Raw genomic sequence first — 18238 nt, 5'->3', positions numbered from 1 at the left:
GGAATGTGCTGAATGCACTATCGATGTCTGATGGAAGAGGTAAGATGGAAGATGTGGAAAGCGCAGAAGATGAGCAACTTTCAACTTTCAATTCTCCGCTCGGCTCTGCCGCTTCGCTCGGCGAAGAACTTTCAACTCGCAAAATGCCCCAGGGCATTCGTGAGAGCATAGAGGCTGTTGGTCCTGCGCTTACAATGCCGATGTTGACGGCCATCTGTCCCGCCATCGGAGCCCTGGCCACAGGCGTGGTGCTCGACGTGCACGGTAAGAAGCGCGGCCTGAACCTGATTGCCTATATCGCCGGTGACTTTGCCAGCGGAAAGGGCGACATAGACCCCGTGATAGAAGCGTGGATGAGCGAGGTGCAGGCAATGGACGATATGTACACCAACCAAGAGGACGAATGGCGTAGGAAGAAAAAGGCGTCGGTGAACAAGAAGGAGCAGCCCGAGGAACCTATGCTGCCCATACGCAACCTGACGCTGAACAACACCGTAGCCAATCTGGCTCAACAGCTGGCAAACACAGAGGGCAAGCACGCCTTCTCGTTTACGCCCGAGGCCGACACGGTGGCGCAGAAATGGAAATCGAGTGTGAGTGACTTCTCGGTGATGCTGCGCCAGAGCTACGACGGCAGCAAGTATGAACGCCGAGCCAAGAGCGTGGATGCAGTCAATGTGCATATCAAGCACCTGCTATGGAACGTGGTGATGTGTGGCACACCCGATGCCTTGTATCGCGTCATCAACAACTATACTGACGGTTTCCAGAGCCGTGTGGCCGTAGCCCGCACGCCCGACAATACTTATACGAAGCTGGACGATAACCCCAGCAACCTCACGCCGCAACAAGAGGAGCGCATCCAGCAGATAGCCCATCTGCTGCCGCTGATGCAGGGCGAGGTGGTGTTGCCCAAGCTGGAGGCGAAGGGTAGGGAATGGCTGGAGAAGATTCGTCTGGAGGCGATGATGAACGACGACCGTACCAAGGCCCGACAGCGTATGCGCATCTGCGTCACCGCCCAGCGAATGACATGTTGCCTGATGCTTTGTAAGGTGTGCGAGACGCTGATTCGGAAATACGGACTCAGCGGTGCCGAAAGCCAGCTAAAGCAATATCCGGACCTGTGGAAGGAACAGCTGCTGAAGACACAGACACCACAGCTGTTGCAGGCCTACGACGTGATAGCCGACTCGCTGATGGAGAACGCCCTCTTCTTCTTCCGCGACCGCATAGAGAACGCCTTTGCCAGTCGCGACTATGCCGGCAACGGTGAGCGCAAGCGCAACGGCAGAAACGACAGCATCTTTGAGCGTCTCGACGTGGAGTTTACCTTTGAGCAGGCCATGCAGCAGAGCGTAGCCGTGAAAGGCGCAACGGTATCACGTAACAGCGTGCGTCAGATGTTGAAGAACTGGAAGAACCAAGGTCTGATTGCCCTGTTAGAATCGAAGAGGTATAGGAAAACATAATCCGCGTGTCATGTGTGTCATGAGTGTCACGTGTCATTAACGTTTTTCGAAAGGTGACGGGTGACGGGTGATTTCCTAATTCTTCTTAAAATTGTCCCACATCTGCTGAAAGGTGTGGGATTTTTTCGTACCTTTGCAGACCGAAAGCTGTGTGTTATTTACACACATGGAAAAGACAACATGTGATCAGGTTAATCAACCCGACCATTAACAATTTAAACAACAACCATAATGGCAAATTTACAAACAATTCACAGACTTATTGGTACCATTTTACTAATCGCCTTCGCCGCTACGGCCAAGGCATTCAAAGTTTATTTGACGTGTGAATACTGCAATTATTCAACTAATTATTATTCAGACAGGTCTTATGATTACACAGGAGGTTTAAGAGTAGATGCGATGCCAAATTGTATTAGGAGTGGGTTTGGTGATTTTAAGTGCCTGAGGTGCGATAAAGCTAATAATAATGTATCTATTCCCGCCCTCGGCCACGACTGGGGCGACGCGACGCACACCGACGCCACCTGCACCACGGCCAGCTACGACGAGCACACCTGCAACCGCTGCGGCGCGACGGAGCGGTACAACGAAGTCGCCGCCCTCGGCCACATCTACGGCGAAGACCACATCTGCACCCGCTGCAGCGAGGACTACGGCACCATCAGCTATATCGGCACCAACGGCCAGACGGCCAGCTGCTCGGACTACAAGTTCATCGTGAGTAGCGGTAACGTGACGCTAGGCAATTCCTCGTATGATGGATGGTACGCCGTCTATGGCGACGTCAGCCTGACAAAACTCAAGTTCCTGGACAAGACCGTGAACCTTATTTTGCTGGACGGCGCGAAGCTCACCATCGAGACCACGACGCAGACCGACGGCATAGAAGTAGATAAGCCCATGAACATCTATGGACAGTTGGGCAGTAGGGGGCAGCTCGTCATCAACGCGGGCAATGCGGGCATCTACGCCATGAAAGCCCTAGGCATCTACGGCGGTACTGTCACGTCCACGGGCCGCGCCAGCAACGGCATACAGGCCAACGGCAACCTGACCATCGCAGGCGGCACGGTCAGCGGCACTTCGACGCTCAACGGCAACGGCATCTATTCGATGGGCACGCTCAGCGTCACGGGCGGCAACGTCACGGCCACGGGCGGTACCGACAAAAAGGGAATGTACGGCTACAACGGCATCAACCTCAGCTGGGCGAACACCGCCACCAGCATCACCTCCAGCAGTTACGGCGGCAGTGTCACCCTCGCCAAATCATTCCTCGGCAGCGACGGAAACGTCTATGTCGGCACCATCGCCGACGCGAGTGTGCTGAACGACGTGACGCTGACGGGTGCAGACATCCTCTACGACACCGCCGACAACGACATCAGCGGCTTTGCTGCCACGACCAGTGTCTCGCTCTACGGGCGTACCCTCTACCGTGACGGCGACTGGAACACGCTGTGTCTGCCCTTCTCGTTGGCCTCGCTCACGGGCACGCCGCTGGAAGGCTTCACCGTGATGGAGCTGGACGGCTCAGCCTCGTACCTCGACGGCGACGGCACGCTTTACCTCAACTTCAAGGCCTCCGACGGCATCGAGGCCGGCAAGCCGTACATCGTGAAGAAGTTGCAGACGAGCGAGGACGTGACGTCGCCCGGACTGAGCTACACGGGAGGAACGTATTCTGAGACGTCGCTATGCCCAGCAAACTATCTGTTGGATGGGGATAAACGTTCTTATTGGATTGGAAAGAAAGGTAACTACTGCGACTTCCAGACCGGTACACCCGTCTATGTGACAGGCTACACGCTCACCACTGGTTATATCGATAGTTATATAAATCCTACGGAATGGACGCTCTATGCCAAGAAAAATGCGGGTGACGGATGGACGGCCATTGACAGCCGCAACGCAAACTCGAATGGCAACGATGCTTTGCCCAACAGCAGTTATGCGGCCAAAGGTTACAACGTGCAGAATCCAGGCCTCTATCAGTACTTCCACTTCGTAGCGTCTGATGATTATTTTGCTCTCGCCGAGTTGAGCCTGCAGGGCCACGTGCCCACTCCCGACAGCCACCTCACCAATCCCCTCTTCACTGGCATCACCGTCAGCAACGCCTCGCCCACACCTGTGGAGAGCAGCGACGGTGCCGTCCGCTTCGTCGGCTCCTACAGCCCCGTCAGTCTCGACGCTAACGACAAGAGCGTGCTTTATCTCGGAGCTGCCAACACGCTGTATTATCCCAACGCGGACATGACACTCGGCTCCTGCCGCGCCCTGTTCCGCCTGAATGGTGCCTCGGCCCAGGTGCGAGATATCAACCTGAATTTTGACGAGCAAGGCACACAGACGAAAATAGGTCACACAGAAATCACAGAAATCACAGAAAGGGCTAACGCCTGGTATACTATAAATGGTGTAAAACTCGAAGGGAAACCAACGCAGAAAGGATTGTATATCTACGGAAATAAAAAGGTGGTAATAAAGTAATATAATGTCCCGGGTGGAGGTTCAGTTGTTTCTGAATTCCATCGGAGTCATGCCGAAATGGTCTTTGACGTATTTGCCGAAGAACGAAGGATTGGGGAATCCCAGCTGGTCGCAAATCTGCTTCATGCTCAGGTCGGTCTGCTTCAGGTAGTAGCGTATGTCCTCCAGCACATGTTCCGTTATCCACTCGTTGGCCGTTCTGCCCGAATGTTTCTTGCATATCGCTGTCAAGTATTTGGGAGAAATACACAGGTCGTTGGCGTAAGCCTCAACGGTGCGATGCTTCACGTCGGTAGAGTGGAGTAGGTCGAGGAAACGCTGGAAGTGGGTGTCTGTGGTATGCGTCTCGTGATGGTTTGACGACAGCATCCACTTCATGGCACCGCAAAGGCCGAGGATGGCAGAGCGCAGCAGGGCCTGGATGATTTCTGTGTGATAAGGATTCTCCTTGCCTCGCTCGATGGCCAGCGTGAGCATGTCGTAGAAGTGGGTGTAGAAGAGAATCTCGTCTTCGTCCATCGTGACGATATGATTACGATGAACATACATCATGTCGTTCCACACATTCATCTTTTCATGCAGGAAACTCTGTAGGATGCGGTTGGTGAGAAACATAGCCTTCAGGTTGAAGTCGGGACTGACCATCACATCCGTCGCCGTGACATTCTGGGGTACGATGGCCACCTGGTTCTTGTGCAGTTCCATCTGAATGCCATTCAAACGTGCCTGTACCTTGCCGTTGGTGCAGATGACGATGGCGTTCATGGCCACATGAGCGGTATTGACCTCGTTGAATTGCTGAATGCTATCAATCACCACAATGTCGTTGTCGGAATAGCCAATCTGGATGTCCTCATTGTTGGCTAATGTCTGAAATGTTACTTCTTCATGCTGTTTCATGCTGCAAATGTAGTCATTATTCCACAAAAACAATGTCTTATTTGGAATTATTTATGTTATATTTCACCTATTCACGTCAAAACGATAACAAAATAGACGAAATTAAACATCGATTATGTCTGATTTTACACTATCTTTGTCCCCAAAATTATAGTTTAGTTATGAAGAAGAGTATTTTGATGCTGCTGGGCGTGATGCTGATATGCAGCTGTACAAGCAAACAGGAACAAGCCACGAAGGCTCCTATTAGAGTGAAGACAGAGGTGGTGCAGACAGCCACAAGTACCAACGGACAAACGTATGTGGGTATTGTGGAAGAGTGCGAGGCTACCGCGGTGAGTTTTACCAGCATGGGTGTGGTGAAACGTATGCTGGTGAACGAAGGACAGGCTGTAGCCAAAGGTCAGCTGATAGCCGAGATGGATGACACGCAGGCCCGCAACCTGTTGAGTGGTGCCGAGGCGCAGATGGCGCAGGCCAACGATGCATTGGAGCGTTATAAGATGTTGCACGACGCAGGCTCGCTGCCCGAGGTGCAGTGGGTGGATATTCAGAGCAAGGTGGCTCAGGCGAAGTCGCAACTCGAAGTAGCAAAGAAGAACCTTGCCGACTGCAGACTCGTGGCTCCCGTTAGCGGCATCGTTGGTAAGCGCTTAGTAGGTGCTGGCGAGACGGCTATGCCTTCGCAGGCGGTAGTCAGCATCCTCGACATATCGACAGTGAAGGTGAAGGTGGCTATCCCCGAGGCTGAGATAAGCGGCATTAGCGCTAACACCTCTTCTACTATAAAGGTAGAGGCTGTGAATGGCACTTTCTCTGGAGGCAAGATAGAAAAGGGCGTACAGGCCGATGCGCTGACGCACACCTACGATATAAGAATTAATGTGGCAAATGGCGAGCGGAAGCTGTTGCCAGGGATGGTGGCCAGCGTCCTGTTCGCTGCGACTCAGTCGCAGCATACGGGACAGTTGGCGGTGCCTGTGACGGCGGTGCAGAGGAAGGCCGATGGTAGCCTGTTTGTATGGACGATAAGCGGCGACAGTACGGCGCATCGCACGGCGGTGACTACTGGCGAGACTGCAGGCAACCGCATCATCATCACCGATGGCATCAGCGATGGTAATCGCATTGTGACTGAGGGGTATCAGAAACTGAGTGAAAACACGAAAGTGATCTTCTAGTGGAAAGTTGAAAGTTATGAAGAAGATGGATTGGCTCCGATGGCCGTTGGAGCATTACTCGATATCATTACTCATTGTAGGCATATTGTTTGTGCTGGGCATTTTCGGCATGTGGGATATGCCAAAGGATGAGTTCCCACAGGCTACCATCCGCCAGGGCGTGGTGGTGGCGGTATATCCTGGCGCTACTTCAGAAGAGGTGGAGCAGCAGGTGGCGCGTCCGCTGGAGCGCTATCTCTTTACCTATAAGGAGGTGAAGCGTAACAAGACCACCACGCAGAGTCAGAACGGCATGTGTATCGTGATGGTGGAGCTGAATGACGACGTGAACAACAAGGACGAGGTGTGGTCGAAGATCAAGCACGGCCTGAACCTCTTCAAACAGCAGTTGCCTGGAGGCGTGCTGGCACTCATCGCCAACGACGACTTTGGCAACACCTCGGCACTGCTTATCGCCATCGAGAGTCCGGAGCGCAGCTACCGTGAGCTGAAGGGCTATACCGACCAGTTGGGAGACCGCCTAAGGCGCATCCCCTCGGTGGCCAGCGTGAAGGTGTTTGGTGAACAGAAAGAACAGATTTCGCTCTACATAGACCGTCAGCGCTTGCAGGCCTACGGCATTGGACAGCAGATGCTCTTTACACAGTTGCAGGCACAGGGTCTGACCACCATGAGTGGCAGCATCAATACCGACCGCCAGCAGACACCCATCCATATTGAGGCGACAGATAACTCGGAGGAGGAGATAGCCAATCAGATTATCTTCAGCGACCCCGTGACGGGCAAGGTGGTACGTGTTCGCGATGTGGCCCGTGTGGTGCGAGAATACGACACCTCTAACGGTTATATCGAACAGGACGGACATCGCTGTATCCTGCTCTCGCTGGAGATGAATCCTGGCAACAATATCGTGCAGTATGGCAAGGATGTGGATAAGGTGCTGAACGAATACAGGGCTACGGAACTGCCTGATGACGTCACGCTGACCCGCATCGCCGACCAGCCGAAGGTGGTAGGACTGAGTGTGAGTGACTTCCTGCGCGACCTGCTCATCTCAATGTTGATAATCATCCTTGTGATGATGGTGCTGTTCCCCATCAGAAGCGCCATCGTGGCGGCCATCACCGTTCCGCTGAGTACGTTTATCTCTGTGGCTGTGATGTATGCGGCAGGCATCGAACTCAACACCGTCACGCTGGCAGCCCTTATCGTTGTGCTGGGAATGGTGGTCGACAACTCTATCGTAGTCATAGACGGTTATCTGGAGTACTTAGGTAAGGGCTACGAACCCAAGCGTGCTGCTATCGATTCGGCCCGTCAGTACTTCATGCCAATGATGCTGGCCACGCTATGTATCAGCGTCATTTTCTTCCCTCTGCTCATCACGATGAAGGGAGCCTTCCACGATGCCATTGAGGACTTCCCCTGGACAGTTACTATCAACCTGATGGTGTCGCTCTTCCTGGCTGTAACAGTTATCCCGTTCCTCGAGGTACTGATTATAAAACCCGATAAAGTAAAGACTGGAGGAAATGCTATAACCAAGTGGGTACAAGGTACTTATAATCATGTGCTTAACTTTACCTTCCGTCGCCCGTGGCTCACCATCTGTGGTGGTCTCTGCGTGATAGCGTTATCAAGTTTGATTGTGAATTCATTGAAGATACGTCAGTTTCCATACGCTGACCGCGACCAGTTTGCCGTAGAGATTTTCCTGCCCGACGGAAAGGGACTGGCTGATGCACGAGAGGTGGCCGATTCCGTACGCCACGTGCTGGAACGCGACGAACAGGTGAAATGCATCACATCGTTCTTGGGTTGCTCATCACCCCGTTTCATGGTGTGCTATGCGCCCCAGATGGCAGGAAAGAACTTCGCCCAGCTCATCGTCAACACCCAGTCGCAGGATGCTACGCTCCAACTGCTGGCCCGCTATCAGCCCATGCTCAGCGAGGCTTTCCCCGAGGCCTATGTACGCTTCAAACGCCTCGACTACCTGATGGTGCCCGAGATGGAGTATCGTTTCTATGGCGAAGACCTCGACTCGCTACATGTAGCAGCAGAGCGTCTGATGGACCGCATGCGCCAGATGCCGGAGCTGGAGTGGGTACATACCGACTTCCTGCAGCCTTATCCGATGATGAATGTGGAGCTCGACCCTGTGGCTGCCTCGCAACTGGGCATCACCCGAGCCACAGCATCCCTTGCCATCAACAGCGCCACTGGCGACCTGCGCGTAGGACAGGTGTGGGCTGATGATTACGAGATGCCTATCGTCGTCAAAGATACTGCCAACATGAACTTCTCGGATGTCGAGAACCTGGGCATTGCATCGCCCTTGTCGATGGCCGCTTCTCAACTTTCAACTCTCAACTCTCAATTCTCAATTAACACCACGGTTCCTCTTCGTCAGATTGCCAAGGTGCAGCCCGAGTGGACGGAGAGTCGCATCATGCATCGTGGTGGAGAACGCTGCATCACAGTGACGGCGCAGTTTGCTCAGGGCGTCTATGCTGCTCCTGTGGAGACACGTGTGGCAGAAATCATGGAGAATGAGATAGACCTGCCCCAAGGCGTACGAGCCGAGGTGGGTGGCGAGATAGAATACAATAAGGAGTCGTTGCCGCAGATCTTTGGTGGTGTAGCCATCTCGATGATTATCGTGTTCTTCTTCCTGTTGTTCAACTTCAAGAAGTACGGCATCACGTTGGTCTGCATCGCCGCCCTCGGACTTATGATTCCTGGTGCCCTCATTGGTCTAGGACTTATGGACCGCACGTTGGGACTTACCTCCGTGATGGGTGTCATCACACTGATGGGAATGATTATGCGTAACGAGATACTTATCTTCGAACATGCCAATGATCTGACAAAGAAAGGTGTGCCTGTGAAGCAGGCGGCCTATGAGGCAGGCAAGCGCCGCATGGTGCCCATCTTCCTCACCACAGCCACTACTGCCGTTGGTGTGGTGCCAATGATTATCGCCCAGAGCTCGTTCTGGATGCCAGTGGGTGTTACTATCTTCGCCGGTGGTATCGGCTCGCTCATCATGGTAGTCACCATGCTGCCTGTTGTTTATTGGAAGGTAAATACTAAGTGAAAAGTGAATAGTAAAAGTGAAAAATTTGCTACCGCGATGAAAAAGATATTTGCAATCATAGTTTGTTCGGTATGCTGCGATTTTGTTGCAGCCCAGCAACCATACACATTGGAGCAGATCAAGGACTCTGCCCTGCACAACAACTTTGCCTTGCGCAGCGCAAAATACGACGTAGAAGTTGCACAACAGCAGCGCAAGGAGGCATTTACAAAGTACTTCCCCAACGTCAGCGGCACAGGCCTGTGGTTTAATGCCAACAAGGGTATGGCACAGATGGACATCGATCCGTCGGGTATGATTTCCCCAGAGATAGGGGCTACTCTGGCACAGATGCTACCTGTAGAAGCCCTTGCAGCCTTGAATAACCCCATCAGCATCTCGATGATGAAAAACGGCACCATTGGCTCGCTGATGGCAGTGCAACCCGTCTTTGCAGGTGGTCAGATTATCAACGGCAACAAACTCGCCAAAGTAGGCGAGGAGGTGAGTCGGCTGCAGTTGCAACTGTCTGAAAACGAGGTGGAAAAGACTGCCGAGCAGTATTTCTGGCAGTTGGCCTCGCTACAGGAGAAGATGAAGACCATCGATGCTGTAGATACGCTGCTGCGCGATATTTATAAAGATGTGGATGTGGCTGTGCGGGCTGGTGTGGCTATGCGTAACGACCTGCTGCAGGTGCAACTACGACAGAACGACATCGAGAGCCAGCGCCTGAAACTGCAAAACGGCATCTCCATCGTCAAGCTATTGTTATCGCAGTACTGTGGCCTTCGCGACACGTCGTATATCATCACCTTCCAAACATCTTTGCCTGAAAAGTTTAATGATTCATGTTTAATGTTTAATGTAAACACGACTCCTGAGTATCAACTGTTAGACAAACAGGTCGAGGCCGCCAACCTCCAAAAGAAGTTAGCTGTTGGTAAGAACCTGCCGACGGTAGCCGTGGGTGCAGGTTATAACTATCATAATCTGTTGGAACGTGACCACTCATTTGGCATGGTCTTCGCCACCGTCAGCGTGCCAATCTCAGAATGGTGGGGCGGCAGTCATGCTGTAAAACGTCGTAAGATAGCGTATCAACAGGCGCAAGAGCAGTTGGCCGACAATGCCGAACTGCTGGAGATACGTATGCAGAACTCGAAGAACAAGGTGGAGGAAGCCTACCAACAACTACAGCTGGCGCAACGCAGCATAGAGCAGGCCGAAGAGAACCTGCGTCTGAATCGCGACTACTATCGTGCCGGCACCTCGAGAATGTCCGACCTCCTCGAAGCCCAGCTGCTCTACCAGCAGGCGTGCGACAAGCATACCGATGCCTTTGCCGAATACCAGAACAAATTGCTGGAATACAGACAATCCATTGGACAGTGACGGATTTACTTATCTGATGAAGTTCGTTCTCACGGGGCTTTCTAATTGCGGGTGACCATCCTCGGCGATGTTCAGCTTGCGAATCATCCAAGCCATGTTGCGACCCAAGGTGCGCATGGTCTGCATGCCTTCCTCATCGTCTGCGGCCTGTCCTGGCGTCTGTCCGTACACGATGTTCCAGTACTGCGAACTGACAATAGGCATATTCAGAATGGAGAAGTATTTGTTCAGACGGTCGAAGGCTGCCGTGGCGCCACCTCTGCGACACACCACCACGCTGGCGCCAGGCTTGAAACGCAGGTCGGCCCCCAGCGAGTAGAACACACGGTCGAGTAGGGCACAGAGCGAACCATTAGGGCCTCCGTAATATACTGGCGAGCCTATCACCAAGCCATCGATGCCGTCCTTCACGGCTCTCCACACCTTGTAATAGAGGTCGTCGCGGAACGTGCACTTCGCACCGTTTCTGCCACACATACCACAGGCTATGCAACCCTGCACGGCCTGTTTGCCTATGCTGATAATCTCGGTGTCAATACCCTCGCTGTTAAGTGTCTTTGCCACCTCGCTCAGCGCCGTCATCGTGTTGCCGTTGTCTCTGGGACTACCGTTAATCAAAAGAACCTTTGCCATATTCCAAATGCATTTATTTAGTTATTGTGGGTGCAAATATAGCAAAATCTCACCATTTGAGGGTTGTTTAAACGTGAACAAATCTTAAAAATTTGTCGTATTTAGTTGAAATGTGCTCAATTTCATTTATTTTTGTCGAGTAAAAGTAAAACCTGAACAACTATTAGCCTGTTTATGAATCAAGATATTGACAATAAGAAACAGAAGGCTCGCTTGGCGCTGATTATGAAAACCAGTAAACTGCGCCTCTGGTTTTATGACCCTACGACACGCCATTTCTGCTACCTGTCGGAGGAGGGCGACTATGAGCGTGAATATAATCCTGCCGATTTTGCCCTGTTCTTTCATCGCGACGACGTGGACAGCATGCGTGCCACGATCTTCGACATCTGCGAAGGCAAGATGGATACGGCAAAGGTGAACTGCAGGAGTAGGGAGAAAAAGGATTCGGACTGCCGACATTATGAGATATCGTTCTCGGTGATGAGCCGAGGCGCCGACGGACTGCCCACCTCGTTGATGGCTATACAGCACGACGTGACTGAGGAGTATGAACGCCGACAGAAGATCAGTCAGCTGCTGGTGCGTTATCATACCATATTCAACTCGTCGCTGCTCGACATGCTGTACTACGACAAGAACGGTGTGCTGACCGAAGTGAACGAACGTGCCTGCATGTCGTTTAACGTGAAAGATCGTGAGCAGGTGCTCGACGGCAGCTTCCTCCTGAAGAACAGCCCCTTCTTCACGCCGGTGCCTCTGGAAGAGATGACCAATACGCTGACCAGCAGCGTCATCGACTTCAACGACTTCAACCGCCCTCAATACCGTCTGGATGAGTTCGGGTTGAAGGGAAAGATGTATTATGAGTCGACTATCAACCCCATTCGCAACGAACAGGGTGAGCTGGAGGGTGTCTATATGTCGGGCCACGACATCACGGAGATGGTGGGCTCTTACCATCGCCTGCAGGACAGTCTGAAGAAGCTGCAGCAGGGTACCGACAGCATCAAGCAATATATCGCCAACATCGATTACGCCCTGAGTGTGAGCGGTGTGCAGCTGGTGAACTACTATCCCCATTCCTATACCTTCGAGCTCATCAACCGCGAGTCGAAAAAGAAGCTGCGCATGTCGCAGCTGCGCTGTATCCGACTGGCCACGCCGCGCTTCCGCAGAACGGTGAACAGCGCGTTGAACAGGATGGACCACCTGACCACCCACGGCATTATGCAGGCCATCGAGATAGAGATTCGCGACAAGAAGGGTCGGCAGATATGGCTGCTGTTCAACATGGTGCCCATGCTCAATGAGAAGGGAGAGGTGGAGCGCTACTTTGGCACCTATCGCGACATTACCGACGTGGTGGAGACCGAGCAGCGATTGGCTGTGGAGACGAAGAAGGCGCTGGAGACAGAGCTGCTGAAGCAGGCCTTCCTGACAAATATGAGCTATGAGATTCGTACGCCGCTGAACAACATCATTGGCTATGCGGGACTCTTTACAAGCGAGCATGACGAGAGCGACGAGCCCTTCTTCATCGAACAGATCAAGAGTAGCACCGACGAGTTGCTGCTGGTGGTGAACGACATCCTTTACATCTCGCGACTGGAGGCCAATATGGAGGACTATAAGAAGGAAACGGTGGACTTTGCCTCTGCTTTCGAGGCCTATTGCCATAATGGTCTGACAGACAAACAACCTGGCGTGCAGCCTGTCATCCCGCAGCGCTACAACAAGCTGGTATTGGAAATCGACGCCCATCATGTGGCTATGATCATCCAGCGCCTGTGCCATCTGTCCTGCATGACGACCAAGCATGGTACTATTACTGCCAGCTATGAGTATCACCGCGGCGAGCTGACCATCCGCATCGAAGATACAGGTGGCGGATTCACGTCAGAGGTGGCGACCCACATCTTCGACCACTTCACACGTCGTGAGGGTGGGGGACTGCTGGGCTCTGGCCTCGACCTGGCCATCGTGAAGCTGCTGGCCCAGCAGATGGGCGGCACCATCGAGCTGCAGTCAGACTATGGTAAGGGCACCAGCGTGTGGGTGTCGATACCTTGCACAGCCACTGTCATTGAAAGGAAGAGAGAGAATTGAAAGGTGAAAGGTGAAAATTGAGAATTGAATATGAATATCATGTTTGACGAGCAGCAGGCTATGATGATGGCGCTCAACATCAGCGGCAATCACGTGATGTGTCTTGACCTGAAGGACAACATCGTGTATGACCTGCACGGAAAGGCGATGTTCGGCAATAATGTGGGTATAGAGAAGTGTTACACCTATATACATCCCGACGACAGAGAACGGTTCCGCACCTTCGTTGAGCGACTGAAAGACGGCACCGACAAAGTTGGCGAGTGCCATTATCGCTGGGACTACAACTATTCGGGAACGGGCGAGCCCGAATGGCACGATATGTATGGACGCGCCATAGCCGAATATGAAGATGGCAAGCCGGTGAACATCATCGCCACGCTGACTGACGAGACAGAGGTGAAACAGAAGGAACGCGAGGTGGAGCAGTTGTCGGAGCGCTACAGGTCCATCTTCGAGAACTCCATCATCGGCATGTCGTTCTATTCGCCTGAAGGCTGGCTCTTGGATGCCAACCGCATCATGCGTAAGATATGTCATTTCGACAGCGACACACGCGACGAGTTTTTCTCTAACGTGAACCTCTTCGACGTCATGCCCTTTAACGAGGTGCTCGACCGTGACCATCCTGACGACTACTGGGCCTGCTCGCTGAGTATCGTTCCTGAGCGAGAGATGCGTGTGTATCTGGAAATCAGCGTGCACCCCATCTACGACGAGAATGGCAAACTGATGTATATCTCGGTGACAGCCAACGATGTGACTGAGGAGCGTAACATGTATCTCAACGTGATGGAGAACGATGCCAGGATGAAGAAGATGAACGAGGCCATCAAGAACTATGAGGCCGAGTTGCGCTATATGTTGGAGGCTTCGAAGATGATGACCTGGCGTATCAGTCTGGAGCGCAACACCCTGGAGTTCTATAATGGTCTGAACACCGTGGTGCGTTCCATCGACTTGAGTCAGCTGCAGAATATCTTCGTTGATCAGAATCATGATTTTGTCAAGGCGCTGTCCAACCTCTCTGAGACCCTGAAGAAGCCACTGGTTTATACAGGTCAGCTGTATCCGGTAGTGACGCAGAGCTCAGACTTGCAGTGGGTGCAGATCAACTGTATCCCCGAATTCGACAAGAACGGCAAACTGTTGGGTGCCTTTGGCGTATGGCGTAATATTAACGACCTGCTGCGTAAGCAGGACCAGCTGCGCAACGAGACAAACCGTGCCCACGAGTCAGGACGTATGAAGAGTTTGTTCCTGGCTAATATGACGCACGAGATTCGCACACCTATCAATGCCATTGTGGGCTTCTCGGAAGTGCTGACGTCGCTGACTGCCGCTGACGAGAAAAAAGAAATCATCCAGATTATCAAGAATAACTGCGACATGCTGCTGCGCCTGATGAACGATATCCTCACAGCCTCATCGCTGGAGTCGGGAGAAATGGATATCAGGCCCGTCAATGTGGACTTTGCCAAGACGTTCAACGAGCTGTTCGAGTCGTTGAAGCCCAGGGTGCAGAATCCGAGTGTGGAGTTCCTGAAAGACAATCCTTACGACACGCTTCCAATCATTGTCGATGTCGAACGTGTGTCGCAGGTCATCACCAACTTCGTCACCAACGCCGTGAAATATACCCACGAGGGATATATTAAACTGGGCTACAGCACGAAGGCCAGAACCAGTGAGGGCGTGCGACGTGAGGGCTTGTATGTCTACTGTGAGGATACGGGCGATGGCGTCTCACCAGAGTCTCAAGCCAAGATCTTCGAACGTTTCTTCAAGGTCGATGATTTTGTGCAGGGCACCGGTCTAGGACTCTCTATCTGTAAGGCTTTCACCGACGCCTGTCATGGCGATATCGGCGTGATATCAGAAGGCAAGGGTAAGGGCTCCGTGTTCTGGATGTGGATACCACTCAACAATAAATCCTGATGCTTTTGCACCAGGATTTATTTTTGTGAATTGTCTGTACGAATTAATAGAACCATTCGCTGGGCACGCTGACGCGCTCTTTCATCCATTGCTGTGAGGGGTCAACGGCAATGATCATCGGAGCCTCGCCAGCCTTGGGGAACTTGATGTCGAACAGCAGGCCGTCCTGACCCTTCACCCTGATGCCTACGTTATTGGCATTGTAGTCGTAGCCTTTAACCTCAAACACAGCCAGTTCCTTGTTGTAGTCCACATCGCCCTGCGTGTTGTACATCGTCTTCACGTCGAAGTTGTTCTCGCTCTTCACCCATTTCGTCTCGCCGATAGTCAACTCGAAGTCAATGGTACCACCCATGGCGCGGATAATGGCCTGGCTGGGAGCAGAAGTGGTCTCAATCACCTCGTCGGTCTTGATAACACCATTCTCGCGGGTCACCTGGTGGATCTCTACGGTGTAGTCCTCCACATCTACCACCACATCGTTGAAGTCGAAGTCGTCGGTGGCACCGAGGTCCTCAATCATATAGCGCTTGGTCTTGCAGGTCTTCACCTCGTACCTATCCTTGGTGATAACCTTCTCCTGGGGCACGTCTGGATTACCCACAACAGCTAAAACCACGTCGTTGAAGTCGTTGTCGGAATTCATTCCGTTAGGTCTGCCTTCTGCGATATCCTCAATACCGATGTACTTCACCACGGCATTCTCCTTCAGCTCGATGCCATCCAACTCAGGCATCACGTCCTCGTCAAGTTCCACATAGATAGCGCGTCCGTTAGTGGTTCCAGCAGGCGAGGGGAAGGGCTTCTCGTATGCGTTGCCTGCAGCTGATGTGTGGCAGAAAATATTGTCGATATAAACCTCCACACGTGTGCCCACGGGAGCCTCAATATAGATGCCCTTCATGTTGACAGTGCCGCCATCGGCATAGACAGTATCCTTCGGCATGCCGTTGATGGTCTGGAAGTTAATCCAGTCCTTGCTAAACACCTTAACGGGTTCCTCATCACCAACCTTCACCATCAGGTCATAGGTCAGACAGCCACCACTGAAAAATGGGAAGATATAGAAACCATTGGAGGGAGCCACCAGTACAGCGGGCTTTCCTGTCTTCGCTTTAGCCTCGGGCAGAGCCTTCACCATAGCATTGAGCAACTGTGCGTTTTTCTCTACGTTACCAGGAATCTGAATTTCAGTATGAAGCCAATTTCTATCCTTGACTACCGACTGGATATTCGACACGTCGCCAAAGTCGATACCCTGATCCAAGACCTGCGTCTTGATGGCTGTGAAACCACGAGTAGCCAACATGCGGTCTCCTGTAGAGAAGTCCCACGACTGGTCTGACTTGATTTCACCATACTTTGCTACGAAATTGGCAGCGTAGGTCTGTTTCTGCACGTCTTCATAAGTGATTGTAGTCATTTCCTTGGAACATGACATAAAGTTTAATACAGTTCCAAAAGCTAACGCAACAGGTAATAGATAGTTCTTCATTTTCTTTGGATTTTAAATTAGAATTTACTACTGCAAAAGTACAAACAAACCTAAACAAACACTAATGTTTCTTCCAATTTCAACCATCAATTAAGATTGTTTAACGCTTTCGTAGAAGTAATTTCACCACTTCTTTGTATCTTTGTCAACAGAAATCAATTTAGCATTACAAACATGAAAACAGAAGAGAACAAGAAGAAAGTGGAGCTCAATGACGAACAGCTCAATGACATTGCAGGTGGTTATCAGAATCACAGCAGAAATCAACAGCGTATCCCTCAATAAACTGGTTACGTTTACAGCTGTTACCATGTGAACGCAGAGTTCCCAAATAGTAAAAATTGAGCTATAATCTCGTTTGTGAGATTATGGCTCGTTTTCAATAATATTATGTAGCCTTGGAGGAAGAGGTTGTATTTCTTGTATAAACTTTCAATTCGTGGTGTTTATTTGTTATTATTTTGCATTTTTCTATGTTATTCCGAAAAAAAATAGTACCTTTGCATGCGAATTTGACGTAAGACTATGGTATATAATATCTTCAAGGGTTTGGGCATAGCGCTCGTGACACCGTTTAAGCAGGACGGCTCCGTGGATTACGAAGCATTATTGCGCTTGGTTGACTATCAGTTGGAAAACGGTGCAGACTTCTTTTGCATTCTGGCAACAACAGGCGAGACGCCCACTCTGACCAAGGAGGAGAAGCAGAAAATCAAGGATTTAGTGGTAGACAAGGTGCAGGCTCGCGTACCTATTCTGATGGGTTGCGGCGGAAACAACACCCGTGCCGTGATAGAGGAGTTGCAGACTGGCGACTTCAAGGGTATCGACGGCATTCTGAGTGTTTGTCCTTATTATAACAAACCTTCGCAGGAGGGTCTCTACCAGCATTTCAAAGCCATAGCAGCTGCAACATCATTGCCCGTAGTTCTGTATAATGTTCCAGGAAGAACGGGTGTGAACCTGAAGGCAGAGACAACGGTGCGCCTGGCTCGTGACTGCAAGAATATTGTAGCCATCAAGGAGGCCAGCGGCAATCTGGAGCAGGTGGATGAGATTATCAAGAACAAGCCGAAGGACTTTGACGTGATCTCTGGTGACGACTCGCTGACATTCCCCATGGTGAGCTGTGGTGCAGTGGGTGTTATCTCGGTGATTGGCAATGCGCTGCCTAAGGAGTTCTCGAAGATGATTCGTCTGCAGATGAAGGGAGAATATGATCCTGCCCGCATTATTCACCACAGATTTACTGATTTGTTCTCGCTGCTCTTCGTCGATGGCAATCCTGCCGGTGTGAAGGCGATGCTGCACGAGATGGGCTTCATAGAGAACGTGCTGCGACTGCCGTTGGTGCCCACTCGCATCTCTACGCTGCAGCGCATGAGTGAACTGATGAGGGAACTCAAAATTTAGGTGAAAGGTGAAGGGAGGACAGAACAAAGGAGAAGGGTGAAAGGTGAAGGGAGGAAAGAGGAAAGTGGAAGGAGGATAGACCAAAGGTAAAAAAGGAAAAAAAAAGGAGACCGATTGGTCTCCTTAT

Annotated in this window: 11 protein-coding genes; 8 read left to right on the top strand and 3 right to left on the bottom strand. The window is 51.7% G+C overall.

From position 1 onward, the window contains the following. Positions 1-1472 (top strand): DUF3987 domain-containing protein (locus tag Q0R57_RS11855; RefSeq protein WP_294747886.1); only part of this gene is annotated, 1472 nt, incomplete at its 5' end. Between the two features lie 402 nt (positions 1473-1874). Next, complete coding sequence (locus Q0R57_RS11850; protein ID WP_294747884.1) at positions 1875-3968, top strand: hypothetical protein; 2094 nt, start codon at positions 1875-1877, stop codon at positions 3966-3968. Between the two features lie 21 nt (positions 3969-3989). On the opposite strand, the gene Q0R57_RS11845 is transcribed toward Q0R57_RS11850, so the two are convergent. Then, positions 3990-4868 (bottom strand): helix-turn-helix domain-containing protein, encoded by an 879-nt coding sequence (locus tag Q0R57_RS11845; protein ID WP_294747882.1) that lies wholly within the window; start codon positions 4866-4868, stop codon positions 3990-3992. 161 nt (positions 4869-5029) lie between these two features. Here Q0R57_RS11845 and Q0R57_RS11840 point away from each other — a divergent pair, with 161 nt between their 5' ends. The 3 genes from Q0R57_RS11840 to Q0R57_RS11830 are packed head-to-tail and all read left to right on the top strand — an operon-like array spanning position 5030 to position 10523. Further along, the gene (locus tag Q0R57_RS11840) at positions 5030-6049 is read left to right on the top strand and encodes an efflux RND transporter periplasmic adaptor subunit (protein ID WP_294747880.1); all 1020 of its coding nucleotides are present in this window, start codon (positions 5030-5032) and stop codon (positions 6047-6049) included. Between the two features lie 16 nt (positions 6050-6065). Next, positions 6066-9149: an efflux RND transporter permease subunit gene (locus tag Q0R57_RS11835; RefSeq protein ID WP_294747877.1), complete on the top strand. Its 3084-nt coding sequence runs from the start codon at positions 6066-6068 to the stop codon at positions 9147-9149. Positions 9150-9185: 36 nt separating this feature from the next. Then, the gene (locus tag Q0R57_RS11830; protein ID WP_294747875.1) at positions 9186-10523 is read left to right on the top strand and encodes a TolC family protein; all 1338 of its coding nucleotides are present in this window, start codon (positions 9186-9188) and stop codon (positions 10521-10523) included. 9 nt (positions 10524-10532) lie between these two features. On the opposite strand, the gene Q0R57_RS11825 is transcribed toward Q0R57_RS11830, so the two are convergent. Beyond that, entirely contained in the window at positions 10533-11156 is a 624-nt protein-coding gene (locus Q0R57_RS11825; protein ID WP_294747874.1) for a flavodoxin family protein, read from the bottom strand. Between the two features lie 174 nt (positions 11157-11330). Between Q0R57_RS11825 and Q0R57_RS11820 the strand changes: the two genes are divergently transcribed. Both Q0R57_RS11820 and Q0R57_RS11815 read left to right on the top strand, forming a co-directional pair. Then, entirely contained in the window at positions 11331-13265 is a 1935-nt protein-coding gene (locus Q0R57_RS11820; protein ID WP_294747873.1) for a PAS domain-containing sensor histidine kinase, read from the top strand. Positions 13266-13295: 30 nt separating this feature from the next. Further along, on the top strand, positions 13296-15203 hold the full coding sequence (locus Q0R57_RS11815) for a PAS domain-containing sensor histidine kinase (protein WP_294747871.1): 1908 nt from the start codon (positions 13296-13298) through the stop codon (positions 15201-15203). 43 nt (positions 15204-15246) lie between these two features. On the opposite strand, the gene Q0R57_RS11810 is transcribed toward Q0R57_RS11815, so the two are convergent. Continuing rightward, on the bottom strand, positions 15247-16626 hold the full coding sequence (locus tag Q0R57_RS11810; protein WP_294747870.1) for a hypothetical protein: 1380 nt from the start codon (positions 16624-16626) through the stop codon (positions 15247-15249). Between the two features lie 597 nt (positions 16627-17223). Here Q0R57_RS11810 and dapA point away from each other — a divergent pair. After that, a complete protein-coding gene (gene dapA / locus Q0R57_RS11805) occupies positions 17224-18111 on the top strand; it encodes a 4-hydroxy-tetrahydrodipicolinate synthase (RefSeq protein WP_294747868.1) in 888 nt (295 codons plus the stop codon). The last annotated feature ends 127 nt before the right edge of the window (positions 18112-18238 follow it).

The organism is uncultured Prevotella sp. (assembly GCF_946407605.1).
Taxonomy (GTDB): Bacteria; Bacteroidota; Bacteroidia; order Bacteroidales; family Bacteroidaceae; genus Prevotella.
Note: the sequence above shows the minus strand (reverse complement) of the source record. Positions and strands in the feature narration are given on the sequence as shown.

Bases quoted from the DNA above. Each gene is read 5' to 3' on its own strand.
- Q0R57_RS11850 (WP_294747884.1), top strand. From the start codon at position 1,875: ATGCCAAATTGTATTAGGAGTGGGTTTGGTGATTTTAAGTGCCTGAGG.
- Q0R57_RS11845 (WP_294747882.1), bottom strand. From the start codon at position 4,868: ATGAAACAGCATGAAGAAGTAACATTTCAGACATTAGCCAACAATGAG.
- Q0R57_RS11840 (WP_294747880.1), top strand. From the start codon at position 5,030: ATGAAGAAGAGTATTTTGATGCTGCTGGGCGTGATGCTGATATGCAGC.
- Q0R57_RS11835 (WP_294747877.1), top strand. From the start codon at position 6,066: ATGAAGAAGATGGATTGGCTCCGATGGCCGTTGGAGCATTACTCGATA.
- Q0R57_RS11830 (WP_294747875.1), top strand. From the start codon at position 9,186: ATGAAAAAGATATTTGCAATCATAGTTTGTTCGGTATGCTGCGATTTT.
- Q0R57_RS11825 (WP_294747874.1), bottom strand. From the start codon at position 11,156: ATGGCAAAGGTTCTTTTGATTAACGGTAGTCCCAGAGACAACGGCAAC.
- Q0R57_RS11820 (WP_294747873.1), top strand. From the start codon at position 11,331: ATGAATCAAGATATTGACAATAAGAAACAGAAGGCTCGCTTGGCGCTG.
- Q0R57_RS11815 (WP_294747871.1), top strand. From the start codon at position 13,296: ATGAATATCATGTTTGACGAGCAGCAGGCTATGATGATGGCGCTCAAC.
- Q0R57_RS11810 (WP_294747870.1), bottom strand. From the start codon at position 16,626: ATGACTACAATCACTTATGAAGACGTGCAGAAACAGACCTACGCTGCC.
- dapA (WP_294747868.1), top strand. From the start codon at position 17,224: ATGGTATATAATATCTTCAAGGGTTTGGGCATAGCGCTCGTGACACCG.